This window comes from Ralstonia chuxiongensis (assembly GCF_024158925.1).
Lineage (GTDB): Bacteria > Pseudomonadota > Gammaproteobacteria > Burkholderiales > Burkholderiaceae > Ralstonia > Ralstonia chuxiongensis.
Map to the genome: position 1 here is coordinate 262,937 of NZ_JAMYWC010000007.1, position 15,116 is coordinate 278,052.

Annotated in this window: 17 protein-coding genes and 2 pseudogenes; 9 read left to right on the plus strand and 10 right to left on the minus strand. The window is 59.0% G+C overall.

Translation table 11 applies throughout. The features are described 5' to 3' along the window. Window positions 1-92 precede the first annotated feature (92 nt). The 5 genes from NKG59_RS22450 (at window position 93) to NKG59_RS22470 (ending at window position 5,412) form a co-directional block, all read left to right on the plus strand. The gene (locus NKG59_RS22450; RefSeq protein WP_253541599.1) at window positions 93-2,480 is read left to right on the plus strand and encodes a heavy metal translocating P-type ATPase; all 2,388 of its coding nucleotides are present in this window, start codon (window positions 93-95) and stop codon (window positions 2,478-2,480) included. Window positions 2,481-2,881: 401 nt separating this feature from the next. Next, window positions 2,882-3,499, plus strand: coding sequence for a LemA family protein (locus NKG59_RS22455; protein WP_253541602.1), 618 nt, complete (start codon window positions 2,882-2,884; stop codon window positions 3,497-3,499). Further along, the gene (locus NKG59_RS22460; RefSeq protein WP_253541604.1) at window positions 3,499-4,347 is read left to right on the plus strand and encodes a TPM domain-containing protein; all 849 of its coding nucleotides are present in this window, start codon (window positions 3,499-3,501) and stop codon (window positions 4,345-4,347) included. Before NKG59_RS22455 ends, NKG59_RS22460 begins: the two co-directional genes overlap by 1 nt. Next, the gene (locus tag NKG59_RS22465) at window positions 4,341-4,871 is read left to right on the plus strand and encodes a TPM domain-containing protein (RefSeq protein ID WP_253541607.1); all 531 of its coding nucleotides are present in this window, start codon (window positions 4,341-4,343) and stop codon (window positions 4,869-4,871) included. The genes NKG59_RS22460 and NKG59_RS22465 overlap by 7 nt, the downstream gene beginning before the upstream one ends. Window positions 4,872-4,980: 109 nt before the next feature. Continuing rightward, window positions 4,981-5,412: a hypothetical protein gene (locus NKG59_RS22470; RefSeq protein WP_253541610.1), complete on the plus strand. Its 432-nt coding sequence runs from the start codon at window positions 4,981-4,983 to the stop codon at window positions 5,410-5,412. Here NKG59_RS22470 and NKG59_RS22475 read toward each other — a convergent pair. After that, complete coding sequence (locus NKG59_RS22475; protein ID WP_253541613.1) at window positions 5,402-5,698, minus strand: hypothetical protein; 297 nt, start codon at window positions 5,696-5,698, stop codon at window positions 5,402-5,404. The genes NKG59_RS22470 and NKG59_RS22475 overlap by 11 nt on opposite strands. A gap of 197 nt (window positions 5,699-5,895) precedes the next feature. Between NKG59_RS22475 and NKG59_RS22480 the strand changes: the two genes are divergently transcribed. Further along, the gene (locus tag NKG59_RS22480) at window positions 5,896-6,102 is read left to right on the plus strand and encodes a LysR substrate-binding domain-containing protein (protein ID WP_253541801.1); all 207 of its coding nucleotides are present in this window, start codon (window positions 5,896-5,898) and stop codon (window positions 6,100-6,102) included. Between the two features lie 274 nt (window positions 6,103-6,376). Here the strand turns inward: NKG59_RS22480 and NKG59_RS22485 are convergent, their stop codons facing one another. The 5 genes from NKG59_RS22485 to NKG59_RS22505 all read right to left on the minus strand — a co-directional run bounded on the left by NKG59_RS22485 (window position 6,377) and on the right by NKG59_RS22505 (window position 9,498). Then, complete coding sequence (locus NKG59_RS22485; RefSeq protein WP_024977745.1) at window positions 6,377-6,712, minus strand: cupin domain-containing protein; 336 nt, start codon at window positions 6,710-6,712, stop codon at window positions 6,377-6,379. Between the two features lie 30 nt (window positions 6,713-6,742). Next, window positions 6,743-7,450 (minus strand): succinate dehydrogenase/fumarate reductase iron-sulfur subunit, encoded by a 708-nt coding sequence (locus tag NKG59_RS22490; protein ID WP_253541616.1) that lies wholly within the window; start codon window positions 7,448-7,450, stop codon window positions 6,743-6,745. A gap of 199 nt (window positions 7,451-7,649) precedes the next feature. Next, a complete protein-coding gene (locus tag NKG59_RS22495) occupies window positions 7,650-8,474 on the minus strand; it encodes a helix-turn-helix domain-containing protein (protein ID WP_253541619.1) in 825 nt (274 codons plus the stop codon). Between the two features lie 163 nt (window positions 8,475-8,637). Next, window positions 8,638-8,907, minus strand: coding sequence for a DUF2249 domain-containing protein (locus NKG59_RS22500; protein ID WP_253541804.1), 270 nt, complete (start codon window positions 8,905-8,907; stop codon window positions 8,638-8,640). Window positions 8,908-8,955: 48 nt separating this feature from the next. Further along, on the minus strand, window positions 8,956-9,498 hold the full coding sequence (locus NKG59_RS22505) for a hemerythrin domain-containing protein (RefSeq protein WP_253541622.1): 543 nt from the start codon (window positions 9,496-9,498) through the stop codon (window positions 8,956-8,958). 361 nt (window positions 9,499-9,859) lie between these two features. On the opposite strand from NKG59_RS22505, the pseudogene NKG59_RS26545 reads away from it, so the two are divergent. After that, window positions 9,860-10,411 (plus strand): annotated as a pseudogene (locus NKG59_RS26545) (CbrC family protein). Between the two features lie 398 nt (window positions 10,412-10,809). Here the strand turns inward: NKG59_RS26545 and NKG59_RS22510 are convergent. Beyond that, the gene (locus NKG59_RS22510; RefSeq protein WP_253541625.1) at window positions 10,810-11,253 is read right to left on the minus strand and encodes a hypothetical protein; all 444 of its coding nucleotides are present in this window, start codon (window positions 11,251-11,253) and stop codon (window positions 10,810-10,812) included. Window positions 11,254-11,255: 2 nt separating this feature from the next. After that, a complete protein-coding gene (locus NKG59_RS22515) occupies window positions 11,256-11,795 on the minus strand; it encodes a hypothetical protein (RefSeq protein WP_253541628.1) in 540 nt (179 codons plus the stop codon). 597 nt (window positions 11,796-12,392) lie between these two features. Between NKG59_RS22515 and NKG59_RS22520 the strand changes: the two genes are divergently transcribed. Further along, window positions 12,393-13,118 (plus strand): glycine zipper 2TM domain-containing protein, encoded by a 726-nt coding sequence (locus NKG59_RS22520; protein WP_253541631.1) that lies wholly within the window; start codon window positions 12,393-12,395, stop codon window positions 13,116-13,118. A 257-nt stretch (window positions 13,119-13,375) separates the two neighbouring features. Here NKG59_RS22520 and NKG59_RS22525 read toward each other — a convergent pair. Then, window positions 13,376-13,600 (minus strand): annotated as a pseudogene (locus NKG59_RS22525) (methyl-accepting chemotaxis protein); the annotation flags it as partial. Between the two features lie 17 nt (window positions 13,601-13,617). Beyond that, window positions 13,618-14,283, minus strand: coding sequence for a GGDEF domain-containing protein (locus NKG59_RS22530; RefSeq protein ID WP_253541634.1), 666 nt, complete (start codon window positions 14,281-14,283; stop codon window positions 13,618-13,620). Window positions 14,284-14,361: 78 nt separating this feature from the next. On the opposite strand from NKG59_RS22530, the gene NKG59_RS22535 reads away from it, so the two are divergent. Beyond that, window positions 14,362-14,907 carry a hypothetical protein gene (locus NKG59_RS22535; RefSeq protein ID WP_253541636.1) on the plus strand — a complete coding sequence of 182 codons (546 nt, stop codon included), beginning with the start codon at window positions 14,362-14,364 and terminating at the stop codon, window positions 14,905-14,907. Window positions 14,908-15,116: the final 209 nt, after the last annotated feature.

A 15,116-nucleotide genomic window follows, 5' to 3' on the forward strand; every position in this document is an offset into this window, starting at 1 on the left:
GGCAGCAAGGCACGGACGATACCGTTTCTATAATCGTTATGCGGCGCTGATTCACATGCGATGGCGTTTCAAACCAAGAGGAGTTGCGCGCAATGGAAGAGCATCGTCACCTTCAAGGTGAGGGACACAGCCACATGCATCATGGCGGCCATTCGCACGCCGGGCACGAATATCACGAGCACGAAGCCAAGCCGACTGAACAGGCCGAGAAAGACCCCGTGTGTGGCATGACGGTCAGCGCCAATTCGCAGTTCAGTGTCGAGCACCAAGGCAAAACCTATCGCTTTTGCAGCGAAAAATGCGAAGGTAAGTTTGTTGCTGAGCCACAGAAGTATGTGTCGCCGCCGGCTGGAGCAGCGATACCAGCGCAAGACCAAGACGGGACCATCTACACCTGCCCGATGCACCCGGAAATCCGGCAGAACCACCCTGGCAATTGCCCCATCTGCGGGATGACACTTGAGCCGGTTATCCCGGAGCTGAATGAGGAAGAGAACCCAGAGCTCGCGGATTTCCAGCGACGCTTCTGGTGGACCCTGCCGCTGACCGCTGTCGTTTTCATTCTGGCCATGTTCGGACATCGATATGGCTGGATGGAAGCGTCTGTTCAGAGCTGGGTGGAACTGGTACTGGCAACGCCCGTCGTGCTCTGGGCCGGGTATCCGTTCTTTCAGCGATGTGTGCAGTCATTTATCCAGCGCAGTCCGAATATGTGGACGCTCATCGGGCTTGGTACCGGCGCTGCATATGTATACAGCGTGGTTGCGACGGTCGCTCCGGGCGTATTCCCAGAAACCTTTGCAGCTCACGGGCGTATCGGCGTGTATTTCGAAGCCGCCGCAGTCATCATCTCGCTGACCTTGGTCGGACAGGTACTCGAGCTGCGGGCGCGCTCCCAAACCTCCGCCGCCATCAAGTCTCTTCTTGGTTTGGCACCGAAAACAGCACGCCGCATCAAGCCGGACGGTAGCGAGGAAGACGTTCCCCTGAGCCACGTGCATGTTGGCGACCGACTGCGCGTGCGGCCAGGCGAAAAAGTCCCCGTCGATGGTGTCGTCATTGAAGGCACCAGCTCGCTTGACGAGTCCATGATTACAGGCGAGCCCATCCCTATCACCAAACGGGTAGGCGACCATGTGATTGGCGCCACGATGAATGCCTCTGGCAGTCTGGTGATCGAATCCGAGAAAGTCGGTTCTCAAACTGTCCTGTCCCAGATTGTGCAGATGGTGGCCCAGGCACAGCGGTCGAAGGCACCCATGCAACGGATGGCCGACAAGGTAGCCGGTGTGTTCGTGATTGCGGTGGTTTCCATTGCCGTACTCACGTTCTTCGCCTGGGGCATTTTTGGGCCTCAGCCGAGTTGGGTATATGGCCTCATCAACGCCGTTGCGGTGCTCATCATTGCCTGCCCTTGCGCCCTAGGTCTTGCAACACCCATGTCCATCATGGTTGCCAGTGGCAAAGGCGCGACCAACGGCGTCTTGTTCCGCGACGCCGCAGCCATTGAGAACTTGCGCAAGGTCGACACGCTCATCGTCGACAAAACAGGAACGCTTACTGAAGGCAAGCCAGCCTTCGAGCGCAGTATTGGTGCCAATGGGTTTTCTGACCTTGAGGTTCTGCGGCTCGCCGCCAGCCTGGACCAGGGAAGCGAACACCCATTGGCCGCCACGATTGTAGAAGCGGCACGCCAGCAGAACCTGGCGCTCGACAAGGCCGAGAACTTCGAATCGAGCACTGGTATCGGCGTGCGTGGCACCGTCGCGGGGAAGAAGCTAGCCCTGGGCAATACCGCACTGATGGAAGCCGAGAGAGTTTCGGCTGCCATGTTGACCCAACCTGCCGACGAATTACGGTCGCACGGGGCTAGCGTCATGTATCTGGCCGTTGACGGGACGCTGGCGGGGCTGCTGGCGGTATCTGACCCGGTCAAGGCGACCACTGAAGAAGCGCTCAAGCACCTCAAGGAGAAAGGCATCCGTGTCGTGATGGCGACCGGAGACGGTGTGGTAACCGCCAAGGCCGTCGCCGAAAAACTCGGCATCTCCGAGTTCCATGGCGAGGTCAAGCCTGCGGACAAACTGGCGCTGGTGAGCAAGTTCCAAAGCGAGGGCCGCGTGGTTGCCATGGCCGGCGACGGTATCAACGATGCTCCCGCGCTGGCCAAAGCCGATGTTGGCATCGCCATGGGGACCGGCACAGATGTGGCCATGAACAGTGCACAGGTCACCTTGGTCAAAGGCGACCTGCGAGGCATTTCAAGAGCGCGTCAGTTGTCCGAAGCCACTATCGCAAACATGAAGCAGAACCTCGGTTTCGCCTTCGTCTACAACGCGTTGGGCGTGCCCCTGGCGGCAGGCGTGCTCTACAGTGCGACAGGCCTGCTTCTGTCCCCGATGATTGCCGCCCTTGCTATGAGCCTGAGTTCAGTATCCGTCGTCTCCAACGCCCTGCGCTTGAGGCGTACAGAAATCTGATTCGAGCTATTTGGCGATGGCACCGCTGTGCAGATGCTTTTGTCATATGGAAACACAACGTCGGCCTGGGGCTGAACCAAGCTGTCGTCCTTGCCGGCATAGTGGAGGCGGTGCAGCATATCCTTGATAACTGTCAGCCGAGCAACGCGCTTGTCGTCAGTCGGATCGGCTGGCATTCCGCCAGCCCATTGCAACAACCTCGAATTCTCAGTATTGGCTTTGGGAAATTCCGCAGGTTGACCCTCGTCAACCAACCCAGACCGCCTTGGGGCGACGAACTCTCATCAAGCCTTGATGAGTGTCAACCTGGGCGAGAGCCACGCGCCTACGATGACGCATAGACCGTTGCGATTGCTGAACAGTCCGTTTCCGTTGTCTGGGCAGAGTCCAAGGAGGTGCGCATGACTCGTCTCTGGGTGTTCCTGGTCGCCCTGATTACGCTCGGTTTGTCTGGTTGCGGATACAACACGATTCAGCTCCAGGATGAGCAAGTCAAAGCGAGTTGGTCAGAAGTTGTGAACCAGTACCAACGCCGCGCAGACTTGGTGCCGAACCTCGTTAACACCGTGAAAGGCTATGCCAGCCACGAGCGAGAGGTGCTCACGCAGGTGACGGAGGCGCGTGCCCGGGTCGGTGCAATTCAAGTCACCCCGGCGACGCTCAGTAGCCCGCAGGCTTTCGCGCAATATCAAGCGGCCCAGCAGCAGTTGTCAGGAACACTCGCGCGGCTGCTGGCTGTCTCGGAGAACTATCCGCAGTTGAAGGCAGATGCAGGGTTCAGGGAATTGCAGTCTCAGTTGGAAGGTACCGAGAACCGGATAGCCGTTGCCCGAAACCGTTATATCCAGGCAGTCCAGGCGTACAACATCACGATTCGGGTATTTCCGTCGAATCTCACCGCCATGGCGTTCGGCTACCGAGAGAAACCAAATTTCTCAGTGGCGAACGAAACAACCATCGCAACGCCACCGCAAGTCGATTTCGGGACAGCCGCGAGTAGCCCCAGCGGCAGCAAATAATGACCTGTCTCAGATTCTTGCGCGGGCTCTTGATGTTGACGACCGCGTTGCTCGCACTCGGTGCGTTTGCCGACGTTCCGGTTCCATCCTTAACAGCACGCGTGACCGATCTCACCGGCACGCTGACCCGCGCGCAACTGGCTTCGCTTGAGCAAAAGCTCCAACAGTTCGAAGCGGAAAAGGGAAGTCAGGTCGCAGTGCTAATGGTTCCCACAAGCGAGCCGGAGACTATTGAGCAGTATTCGATACGTGTGGTGGAGCAATGGAAACTCGGGCGCAAAGGCACGGATGATGGAGCGTTGCTCATCATTGCGAAGGACGACCACACAGTCCGCATTGAAGTCGGTTACGGAATCGAAGGTGTGCTGACCGACGCTATCAGCAGCCGCATCATCAGAGAGGACATCATTCCCCGGTTCAAGGAAGGCAACTTCTTCGAAGGTGTGGATGCGGGCATAGACCGCATCATGAGCGTCATTCGGGGCGAGGCGTTGCCGCCACCAAAACATGCACGCAATGAAGGCACAGAAGCGATTCGTCAGCTATTGCCGGCGATTCTTGTGCTCACTGTGGTCTTGGGCGGAGCGCTGCGAGCATTTCTCGGGCGAGGGGCTGGCGCCGTCGTCACCGGGGGAGTTGTGGGTGTCATTGGCTGGCTTTTGTCTGGCGCCATCTTTGTCGGCCTGATGGCTGGTGCCGTCGCGCTCTTCTTCACGCTGGTGGGCGGCACACCGATGGGCTGGCGCAGCGGCAGCGGGTGGGGAGGCCTCGGGGGAGGCGCTGGGCGTGGCGGCTTTAGCGGAGGAGGCGGGGGCTTCGGTGGTGGAGGCGCTTCCGGCAAATGGTGATGAACAAGGCCGCTCGCATCTTCAAGCACCTCAAACATCTTGTCATGCCAGGTCGGCACGTCAGGCGGCCTTTTTCCAGCAAGACACTGCATGCCATCGAAGAAACTATTACGCAGTGTGAGGCAACGCACGCCGGGCAACTGTGCTTTGCCATTGAAGGCTCGTTGAGCTGGGCTGCGCTGCTTGAAGGAAAGATGCCTCGCGCCCGCGCGCTGGAGGTCTTTTCCCATTTGCGTATTTGGGACACGGAACACAACAACGGTGTCCTGATATATGTCCTGCTGGCCGATAGATGCGTCGAGATAGTTGCCGACAGGGGCATCGCTTCACATGTACCCGCAATCGAGTGGGAGGCTGTTTGCCACAATATGGAAGCCGCGTTCCGTGCCGGCGATTTCAAGCACGGCGCGCTTGCGGGCATTGAGGCCATTGGCGGATTACTCAGCCAGCATTTCCCCACACAGCAGCAGGCTTCACGCGAATTGCCTGCCAAGCCGGTGATTGTTGGAGGCGGGGCGGCCTAGCTCTTCTCGCGCGTATCACGCAGGCCGACGTCTGAGTAGACGCCGATCGACACGCGCGTCGTACCGTGCGCTCTACGTCTTTGCGCGCTACCTGTGGATTTTCTTTCATATGGCACTCCCAAATATTCAACGATTCAACGAGTACACCGGCGCCATCTTGGCGTCGCTGTACGAGAATTTCCCCATGCGTAAAGCGCTTGTGGCCCAAGACTTCATTGAGGGTGGCGCTGACGCTGCGATGGTTTCTGACGACTTCCTTGGAGAACGGCCCTCCGACGAGGCGGAGTTCTTCATGGCGACTGCCCGGTGGCTGGTTGACGCCGGCTATATCCTGACCAACGACGCAGCCTTTAGCTATATAGGCAATGCCACCCTCACACCGAAGGCCCTGGAGGCGCTCAACGCCGTGCCGGATAGTCTGACCGGCAAGGCTTCCATTGGCGAGCGTATGGTCGGCGCCGTGAAGGCCGGGGCCACGCAGGTTTTGCGCACAACTGCGCAGGAAGCGATTGCTGCCGGGTTTAAGGCTCTCATGGCGTAGTGCCCGCCGTACCAACTTCTTTCAGCCGCGCTGGCGCAATCTCCAGTTCCAGCGCGGTGGTAGAGCCACTGTCATTCAGACTGTGAACGACACGGCCGACCGACCAGCCCGTCCCGTCAATCTGCGGCTTCCACCCGCTCACCTTCGCATGCAGCGAGGGAAACAGCTCGGCCCGCCCACGCGCCAGCGTTATGTTGAACGTGGCCACGCCGCGCTGAATCTTCTGCCACTCCGCCCGCGCCGCGCGCTCGGCGTTGGACCGTGAGACGTATGTGTGCCGTAGCACCTTCACGTTGTCCGGGTTCGGTTGGCCTGGACGGTCTCCTGCTTCTTCTTTTCCCCTTGGGAGCACGCTTCTCTTTCGTCGCCACGGCGTTGGAAGCGTCGATGACCACCTCGCCACGCACGCCGGCGCGCGTGTCCTGATAGTGCGCTTTTACTCCATTGAAGGCGAACAACGGAGAAGCCGTCATTACGGCCGCAGTGGCGGGGTTAGGGATTGCCGCCGTACCAGCATTCATTTCAACCGAGTTGGTAGCGCAGGGCGCGCTGATACCGGTTCTTTCCGATTACCGCCTGGCGGCAGGCAGCCTGTATGCGATTTATCCGCCTGGGCGCCATTTATCGCACAGGGTGCGTGTATTCATCGACTTCCTGGTTGAGCGGTTCGCTCTTCCAAAGCCGACGTGAAGCGGGCTGAAAAGAAAAGTAGCCGTTTATGCGGCGTGGGTGCCTGCTCGATGATGGGCGGGGGAGTCTCAAACATCTTGTACCCGCACGCACTCGGCTATGTCGGAGAGGCGCATATGAGCGAGATGATTGAGCAACGCAGTCTCTGCCGCCCCTTCTCTACCTATTGGAAGTGCGACAGGCTCCGTTGACCGGGCACGTTGAGCGGGGGGGGCTGTCCAATAAGGTGCGGCGTTGAGGGCAGCGAAAGCCGTCTTCCGCTTCCCCAACTTGCCTATGGACGCTGCGGAAGATAGAGGGTAACAAGCACAGACGCACTTTCTATTGCCTCTAGCCAATGCGGTTCTTCCGGTGGAAGCAGCAGAAGATCTCCTGCGCGCATGGTGTGTGTGCCCGAGTTCATGCCGAGCTTCAGCACGCCCTCGAGGCACTGCACCGTAATGTCTCCCGGCGCCTGATGGACAGGAATACGGCCGCCTGTAGGCAGCACGAGTCGCATGACTTCAAGGTGCGTCGAGCGGATCAAGGCGACGGATTTTGCTTGCTGGAGTGCAGCGCCCAGTGGGCGGACGTCGATCAGCTCTCCGGGCGCGGCGTGTGGTGTTGCCATGTTCTCTCCTGGTCGTTAAAGCTGCGTCGGTCAAATTGCCCTGCGGGCGAGCATGTTTCGGATCTCGCTGATCGCCTTGGCTGGGTTCAGGCCCTTGGGGCACACGTTCGTACAGTTCATGATCGTTCGGCAGCGGAACAAGCGGTAGGGATCGTCGAGGTTGTCCAGGCGCGCGGCAGTACCCTCGTCGCGCGAATCCACGAGAAAGCGATACGCCTGCAGCAGGCCAGCCGGGCCGACATACTTGTCGGGATTCCACCAGTACGACGGACATGCGCTTGAGCAGCATGCGCACAGGATGCACTCATAGAGGCCGTCCAATTGGTCGCGTTCCTGAGGTGATTGAAGGCGCTCACGCTCCGGCGGTGCGGTGTCGTTGATCAGGTACGGCTTGATCGAGTGGTATTGCTTGAAGAAATCCGTCATATCCACGATCAGGTCGCGTACGACGGGCAGGCCCGGAAGCGGGCGTAGAACGATATGGCGCGGCAGCTCGTTGAGGTTGGTCGTACAGGCAAGACCGTTCTTGCCGTTGATGTTCATCGCGTCTGAACCGCACACACCCTCCCGGCATGATCTTCGGAAGCTCAGTGTCTGATCCTGCGCCTTGAGGCGAATCAGAACATCCAGCAGCATCCGTTCGTCTGGCTTCAACTCGACGTCAAAGGCCTGCATGTAGGGCTGGACATCTGAATCGGGATCGTAGCGGTAGACCTCGAAAACGCGTGTGTCGCTCATGACGTCTCTCCTTCGGCGCTTGTTTTCCACTGTGAGGCACCGCGGTCTCGTAGCGGGTGCGATGGCGGTTAGGCACTCAGGTGAAATGAGCCTTCGATTTGATGGGCCATCGCCGCGCTAGTTCTATCTCTATATCAGCGACGAGCAGGTGTGATTGGACACGTGGGCATGCGAGGTAGGCGTCACGCTAGCGCTCAGCCTAGTCGTATATCGAGACTGAACAGGAGCCTGAAAATGGCGTGCAGCCATCCATCGCCACGGCCTGGAATCGGTCCATATCGAGAATCCGGATGTCTTTGCCGCGCACTTCAAGCAGCCGACGTTGCTGCAGTTTCGTCAGCATTCTACTAACAGTTTCGAGTTTCAACCCAAGGTAGCTGCCAATTTCCGCGCGCGTCATTTTCAGCGTGAACTGTGTCGACGAAAAGCCGCGCGCGCTCCAGCGTTCCGATAAATCGAACAGAAAGGTAGCGACGCGATCCTCCGCTCCCATCGTGCCGAGCAGCCCCATCCATTTGGACCCGCGCACGATCTCGGCGCTGAGCATGCTCAATACGTGCCGCTGAACGATCTTCAGGTCATGGCACAGGCGTTCGAGTCGCTCAAACGGCATCACGCATACCGAGCTGTCTTCCAGTGCGATTGCATCGTAGGCATGCTTGCCGCTGGCGATACCGTCAATGCCAAGTGGATCACCCGACAAAGCGATGCCGACGACCTGTGCGCCTCCCGTCCGATGGATTACCGTTTTGAAGGAGCCGGCACGGATGGCATAGATGCTTTGGAGGCTTCCGCCTCTGCGGTACAGCGCTTGTCCGCGCTTGATCATACGGATGCAGCGCATAGACTCGTTGAGCCGCTCTGCGGCCGATGTGTCGACCGGCTCAGCGGTGCACAGGCGCGCCAATGCACAACTGTTGCAGGTGACGTTCGTCGCCTCAATCTCTTGGCGCGCCTGCGGCAGAAGCGTCTCGCAACAGGCGTCAGGCGCGTGGACGCCGTCGGGTTCGATTGTGGTCAGCATGTTGTCCTCTGTCCACCAGTACTAAGGTCACCGGCACGTGTCCGCATCGTTCGCAAATGACCGAATCATCTGCGCATCAGGCATCCGTTGTGCCGGCCAGATCGATGATCGCGGCCTGCCACAAGACACGTTCGCCGGCATTGATTGCGGGTGCGGCAGACATTCAGCCGGCCGCTCTCACCGTAAAGTCGATCACGATGTTGCCCGGATCGCGGGCGACATATCCGGCATCCACGCGTGGCCCGTAGTGCCGCTCAATCTGCGCAAGGAGCGGGAGCGGATCATGATCGTTGACAAAGCGCATCACTTCGCCTGGCTCTAGGGCGTCGAGTGCGCCGAAGATGGCCGCGTGCCGGAAACGCTTGGCAATGCCCCGCGCATCGAAGACATGATGCTGGGCGAAGATGGTGCCGATGGCATTCAAAGTTGACATGGAAATCTCTCCTGGAAAGGGTGCCCTCGTGATGGGCTTCATTGGGTTTCAGTGCGATGCCACGGCGCGTCGGGCAACCATCGTTGTGCTCAGCCTGGCGAGCTGCTGTCGATCTAGGCACGCTTGGGCGAACACCAGAACCTGACCTTCTTCGACGGCGATGTGACGACGGTATGCGTCAGCGAAGCTCTCTGCCCAGGCACGCTCGATCGGCCTGACCTGGCCCTGGGCGATATCGGCAAGGACTGCTCGCAACTGCGCCCAGTTCGCTTCCAGAGATCGATGCTCAGTGAGCAGCGACGCGATCACCTCGACCACCGGCGAACCCCGACGCTGGCCCTCTGCGATCAGCAACGGAAAGAGGTCTTCTTCTTCGTCGGCATGATGATGAGGCCCGGCGACGTCGAAGTAACGCATGATGTTTCGGGCCGCCTGCTGCGCCTGTTCGTCCGCACCGTGCGATGGCAGATGTGCCGACAGCTTCGCGAGCGTGGCGCATTGCGCGGCAATACGCTCGTGACAGGCCTTGAGTATTTCGAGCGGCTCGTCGAAAGAGGGTGCCGGTTTGGTTAGTAGGCCATCTAGCTTCACTTCGTATCTCTCATCTTTCTGTTCAGCCTGTCTTGCTGTCGGTCTGCGGGTGCGCGGTTCTCAACTTTGCCCGCAGTGATATAACATGCATTAACAATACATCATTTATTTCGACCTTACAACCTCACCGATTCGTCCCCGCTTTACTCCGCACACCGCAGAGCGCTTGTCCACCCGCGAGGTCGTCACGCGCTACCTAGGTGAGCGCGGATCGCCAGTCCGGTCGACTATGCTCGATTTATGACCGAGGTACACAATCTGCTTGAAGAGCGGCTCGGCGTACCATAGAGCAAGGCTAGCGAGGCCGACTGATCGTCCTTGCAGGCGTGTTGGCCGTTACCGAACATTAAAGTACAGGGCCATGACCGTAACAGAACCGCTCCCATATTTTCGCTACCATCCGGCGCCCCTTGTAACCGGCGCCGTCGCTGCCAGCGAAACGATATGCGCGTGCTGCAAGCAAGCGCGAGGCTACATCTATGTAGGACCGGTCTATTCAGTCAACGATTTGCACGACGCGCTGTGCCCGTGGTGCATCGCCGATGGTTCTGCAGCCAGCAAGCTGGATGCATCTTTCGCTGACTCGTACCCACTGGCGCGTGCAGGGGTGCCAGTCGAAGCTATGGAAGGGGTGAATCTTCGGACCCCGGGCTATATCTCTTAGCAACAGGAGTGGTGGCTTTCTCACTGCGGCGACGCTTGTGAGTTCCATGGCGATGCCAGTATTCAGGACGTCGAGTCAGCATCCGAGAGCACCAAACAAGCTTGGCTGCTTGAGTACAAACAGGACGAGGCGGCGTGGGGACGGGTTACGGAGGGTTACCGACCAGGTGGTGACTCCGCTCTGTACAAATTCGTGTGTAGGCACTGCAGGCAAGTGCGGTTCGCTTGGGACTTGTGCCGACAGAAGTAAATCATATGCCCCCGATGTCAGCTTCCGGCAAAGAGCAGCCATTCTGTACCGGCCATGAGGTGACACTCATCTATGCCATCCGCCAGTTTTCGTCTAACAGCAATGTATGCCGAGGCCGAAATGCAATCCGTCGCTCGGCGTTACGTTCCTGCCTGCGTTGTGGAGGCGCTTCGCCTTGAGCCGAGCGCGCCATGGTTCTTGGTAAAAACAAAGACAGACGCGGAGCGTGACCTGCTGAGAATGACCGAAACACTCTTAAGCGAGTTCCAGGCAGTGTTTCAGGCACGCGGGTGTCCCGATGACATCGTCCGACGTCTCATGTTCACTTTCCAGTCACTTGAGACCGTGGAGCGAGGCTATGGGGGCAACTGGTATTGGGCCTTGAAGTAGTCGACGTTTTAGCGAAGCGGCCTAGTGTCGGCATTGGCCACCAAATGGCGCCGCACAGATCGTAGGAATCGGATGTTATGGACGCCCGATCCGAATAGGGCAATGGGCACCGATGCGGTGAGCATCAGCGTGACTGGCTGGTGCCACAATCGCGGCACGAAAAAGCAGAGCGCGGCAAGGCCGATCAGGCACAGCAGCCATCCCACTTCTGACTCGCAGATGATGTCGCCGCTGCCGTGGTCGCGCCACGCTACCAGCGTCTGCCAGTTTCCAGGCTCCCTCAAATAGGCGGTCACTGTCATGCCCGCCTCGATGCGAGGCTCGCCGGGCGCGGCGGCGGAATACTCAATGTGGCCGCCGCTTTGGAAGCCGAACGGCGTCACTGGCATGCGGTTCTGCGAGGTCTTGGTAATGCCGAAGACGCGATCGAAGCGGACGGTTTCCAGAGGCATGCTTATTGGCGTTCTGTTGGAACTTGCGGAGTGACGAGGTCGATTTTGACCAGGTAGACCCCGAGCGTGCTCACCTTTTCGGTAACGCTGATCGTGCCGTGCTCCGGCAGAGAAGGTAGGTTCCACAGGGAAGCGCACGTCTTGATCGTGCCGGCGCCGCCTGGGTCGACAAACTGGACGGCGGTATGGCAGCTTTTTGCGCCTCGGACTTTCTCAAATGCGGCTTGGGCGGTGACCACGTGATCTGCCGTGAAGCGCGGCATTGCGGTCGCCCAGGTCCACGTCGTGAAGGCGCCGAACAGCGCAAAGCAAATAAATTGCCCCACTGGGTCGATCCTGCGTTTTGACGAGGTGTCCGACTTTGGGAAATCGAGTACGGCGAACAGCGTTGCGACAATCACCCCTCCGGCCAAGGCGATATAGAACCTTGGAAACAGGGATGGAGCGTAGCAATCGCGCGCAAACAAGAACGCCGGGTAGATAGACAACAACAAAAGGAACAGCAGGGACAGGCCCAGAATTGCTTTGTGTCGCGCGAGCATTTCGTATGTTCAGGCAGGGCAGATATCGCAGAAAGGCAGCAGGATATGCGACATGTTCCAACGGCTGTGTTCGGCCAGGAACGGACGATGGTGATGGCGGCTGTCAGGCGGGCCCGGAGATGCGACCCAAGTCTAGCGCCGCCGGCCCAGATGGAACCATTCTGGTATTCGGAGCCGACAACCTTCCGATGCGGTCCGACGAGTGGTTCATGGCGAATGAGGTTGTCGAGATTTTTCTTACGTTCTGTGCCAACGCACCATTTCCGAGCTACGTCGGTTGGCGCCCGGCGCCAGTGCTCTAATTATTAGTCGGGACATCTTTCGGCCAAATTCGGCTCGTCTCTCAGGCCTTGGGGGCTTCCCTGGAAACCAGCGACGAACCGTCTTTTGTGGGCAGCGCGGACGCGCACCGCGAACCTCCCCCACCATTTGTAACATCGGCAGGTTTCCACGCCTTGCACCGAAGGCGCTCAACCCATTGATTTGTAAATGGAATAGAGCCCTACAGATCCTTACAAATTAAAACGGTATCCAATCGGTCGATCGACCAAACTTTCTCCATCAACAGACCACATGCACTGGTCACGGGAGAAAGAGATGAACAACGAGCAACCGAACGTCCAAGGTCAACACTACGCCGGCACGTCGATGGACCAGATGCCACAGTCGCGCCGCATGCATCCGCTTATGGCCGGCGCTGCCGTCGCGGTGATCATCGCGAGCGTGACGGGCGTGGCTGCCATGACTGGCGTGCTGCCCACCTCGAAGGCTATGCAAGGCAGTACCAACCCGAACGTCGCAGAACAATCGACCTCCACACCGCTGCCACTTGCGGCTCCCGGCCAGACGGCAATGCCGAACCAAGCGGTCCCGGCCTATCCGGCACAGCCGAGCGCGGTACACCATGCGGTGCATCGTCCCGCCCCGTCGTATGCGGAACATAACCCGTCGTCTAACGCCGACTATGCGCAGCCGCGCCCGGCCGCGAGTCCATATGCCGGTCAGGTGACCGCCGTCACACCGATCGCTACGCAGCAAGGCAACGAAACCGGTCTGGGCATGATCGGTGGTGCTGTGGTGGGTGGCCTTCTGGGCAATCAAGTCGGCAAGGGCAATGGCCGCACGCTGGCGACCGTCGCCGGCGCGGTGGGTGGCGGCTACGCAGGCCATGAAGCTGAAAACTACTACCACCGCGACACGTCCTACAACGTCAGCGTACGCATGGACAACGGCGCGACCCGGACCTTCACGTATAAGGCCGCACCGGGCTTCCAAGTGGGTGACCGCGTGCACGTGGAAAACGGCAGCCTGGCTGCAGGCTGATCGTTGTACGCTGCCACAGGCCGCATAAAACCGGCTCTCGGGCCGAATGCGGTTCCGCAAAGCGCAGGATCAGAAACAAGCAGAGAGGCCGTTCCGGCAAATCGGAACGGCTTTTTTTTGTTCCCTTAACTTGACGGCAATCCGGTTGGCCTTGGTGTGAGTGAGGAGACTAACAGCGGCTTGTTTGTTGCGTTCCGATTCTTGGCGGCACTACTCAGGGACATTCAGGAGAGCTAGCGTGGGATGCGTCCTCGTATTCAGGCAGCAACTGTGTGGCCGCCCACCTTGAAGACCGCCACTGCACGGCGCAGCGCATCAGCCTGGTCGGCCATTGCATGCGCTGCTGCGGAGGCTTCTTCCACCAGCGCAGCGTTCTCCTGTGTGACTTCTTCAATTTGGCCAACGGCTATGTTGACCTGCTCGATGCCGGTGCTCTGTTCAGCGGATGCCGACGAGATCGCCCCGACGATCTGGGTCACCCGCAATCACAGAGGAAACGCTAGTCGATGAACACGGTCCGGTTCTTGCCGGAGGTCTTCGCGCGATACATCGCACTATCTGCGCGGCGCAGGATGGCGGGGATGTCGAGTGGTTCGCTTCGCGTGTCGGTTGAAAACAGATAGATGCCGATGCTGGCCGACACAGAAACAGGATGACCATCAACGGTTTGAATCGCATTCAGTACCGATTGGACATCATCTGCAATGGCTTGCGCGTCTGTCTTGCTACAAAGTTCGCGCGCCAAAATAACAAACTCGTCGCCTCCCAGGCGGGAGAGCGTATCGCCCCGGCGCATGCGAGCTTGCAAGGCTTGGGCAAAGCGTTGCAGCAGCAAGTCTCCTACTCCGTGCCCATATGCGTCGTTGACTTGTTTGAACCCGTCCAAATCAATGAGTAACAGAGCCGTTCGTTGTGCTTCCCCGTCTTGAGCAGAAAGGACGCGTGCGACGGCCTTCTCAAGGCTCTTGCGATTGCTCAGGCCCGTCAAAGGGTCGGTAGCGGCTCGCTTCTCGAGCCTGTTGACCAGCACTGACAAGTAGATCGAGGTTGCGGTAACCCCAAAGGCGATGCCCAGCGCGGCGGAAAAATTGTCTTGCCACCACGGTGCCCATCGCATGAGCGCGACAATGCCAGCAAGCGCGACAGTGCAGGAGAGTGCCAACATGCGCTTGCCATAGCGACACCCGGGGGCCACGGTAAGAGCGCAGCGTTTGCGCGGCGAATCGGCCTGAGCAAGGGCACAGTGCACCATTGGTTGAGGGATGGCGGCATCCCCGCCTTGCCCGCTCATTTGCGCATTGCTTCGCAAACCGGACTGTCGCTTGCCAAGCTACTGGCGGGTGACTTGGCCGGCTGGTCACCTGCGACCGCTGAAATTCACCAGTTGGCTTTCCTTTTTCCGCGTCAGAGCCGACGGGTTGTCCGACGGACATTGGATTGGTACCAGATACGCGCGGAGTTGACGGCGATGGAGAGGTCGTTGTCTCCGGTGAGCGTCGCCGAGGCAGCGCGACGTCTTGAAATCGATGTGCGCCAGCTCTATCAGAATGCCAACAAGGAGGCCTGTATCCTGGCCGAGCGTTGGCGCCAACATATGCGGCGCCGCGGCGAGCAGAGTATTGCGAATGCCCGGGAGGCTATCGATGTTGCCTGCCAGGACATCGCGAGTCAGGACAAAGCAATTAACCTCCGAGAGGTGAGGGAGCGAGTTCCTCAAGAAGTTCTCGGTAGCGTCAGAGGTGTCATCAGCCTGCTCCAGGACGCCAAAGGACGCATCACAACAGGTTGACGCTAGCGAGCTAAAGAAGAAGCCGGCCAAGTGGCCGGCTTTTTTGCGTCTATCGTTCCCGCTACGTGAGGGGAAAACCGTTCAGGCTAGCACCGTTTTTCGATAAAACATAATGTGGCCCAACGGGTAAACAACCATAACCTGTCCAAATGGCCACTTTATGCTTAACGGCACAGTTTTGTCGTTTCTCAATAAATCATCAGATGGTG

Excerpts from the sequence above, each read along its gene's own strand:
- NKG59_RS22515 (WP_253541628.1), bottom strand. The coding sequence starts at position 11,795 with ATGCTCGCGCGACACAAAGCAATTCTGGGCCTGTCCCTGCTGTTCCTT.
- NKG59_RS22490 (WP_253541616.1), bottom strand. The coding sequence starts at position 7,450 with ATGAGCGACACACGCGTTTTCGAGGTCTACCGCTACGATCCCGATTCA.
- NKG59_RS22460 (WP_253541604.1), top strand. The coding sequence starts at position 3,499 with ATGACCTGTCTCAGATTCTTGCGCGGGCTCTTGATGTTGACGACCGCG.
- NKG59_RS22510 (WP_253541625.1), bottom strand. The coding sequence starts at position 11,253 with ATGCCTCTGGAAACCGTCCGCTTCGATCGCGTCTTCGGCATTACCAAG.
- NKG59_RS22495 (WP_253541619.1), bottom strand. The coding sequence starts at position 8,474 with ATGCTGACCACAATCGAACCCGACGGCGTCCACGCGCCTGACGCCTGT.
- NKG59_RS22455 (WP_253541602.1), top strand. The coding sequence starts at position 2,882 with ATGACTCGTCTCTGGGTGTTCCTGGTCGCCCTGATTACGCTCGGTTTG.
- NKG59_RS22450 (WP_253541599.1), top strand. The coding sequence starts at position 93 with ATGGAAGAGCATCGTCACCTTCAAGGTGAGGGACACAGCCACATGCAT.
- NKG59_RS22470 (WP_253541610.1), top strand. The coding sequence starts at position 4,981 with ATGGCACTCCCAAATATTCAACGATTCAACGAGTACACCGGCGCCATC.
- NKG59_RS22465 (WP_253541607.1), top strand. The coding sequence starts at position 4,341 with ATGGTGATGAACAAGGCCGCTCGCATCTTCAAGCACCTCAAACATCTT.
- NKG59_RS22530 (WP_253541634.1), bottom strand. The coding sequence starts at position 14,283 with ATGTTGGCACTCTCCTGCACTGTCGCGCTTGCTGGCATTGTCGCGCTC.
- NKG59_RS22520 (WP_253541631.1), top strand. The coding sequence starts at position 12,393 with ATGAACAACGAGCAACCGAACGTCCAAGGTCAACACTACGCCGGCACG.
- NKG59_RS22500 (WP_253541804.1), bottom strand. The coding sequence starts at position 8,907 with ATGTCAACTTTGAATGCCATCGGCACCATCTTCGCCCAGCATCATGTC.
- NKG59_RS22485 (WP_024977745.1), bottom strand. The coding sequence starts at position 6,712 with ATGGCAACACCACACGCCGCGCCCGGAGAGCTGATCGACGTCCGCCCA.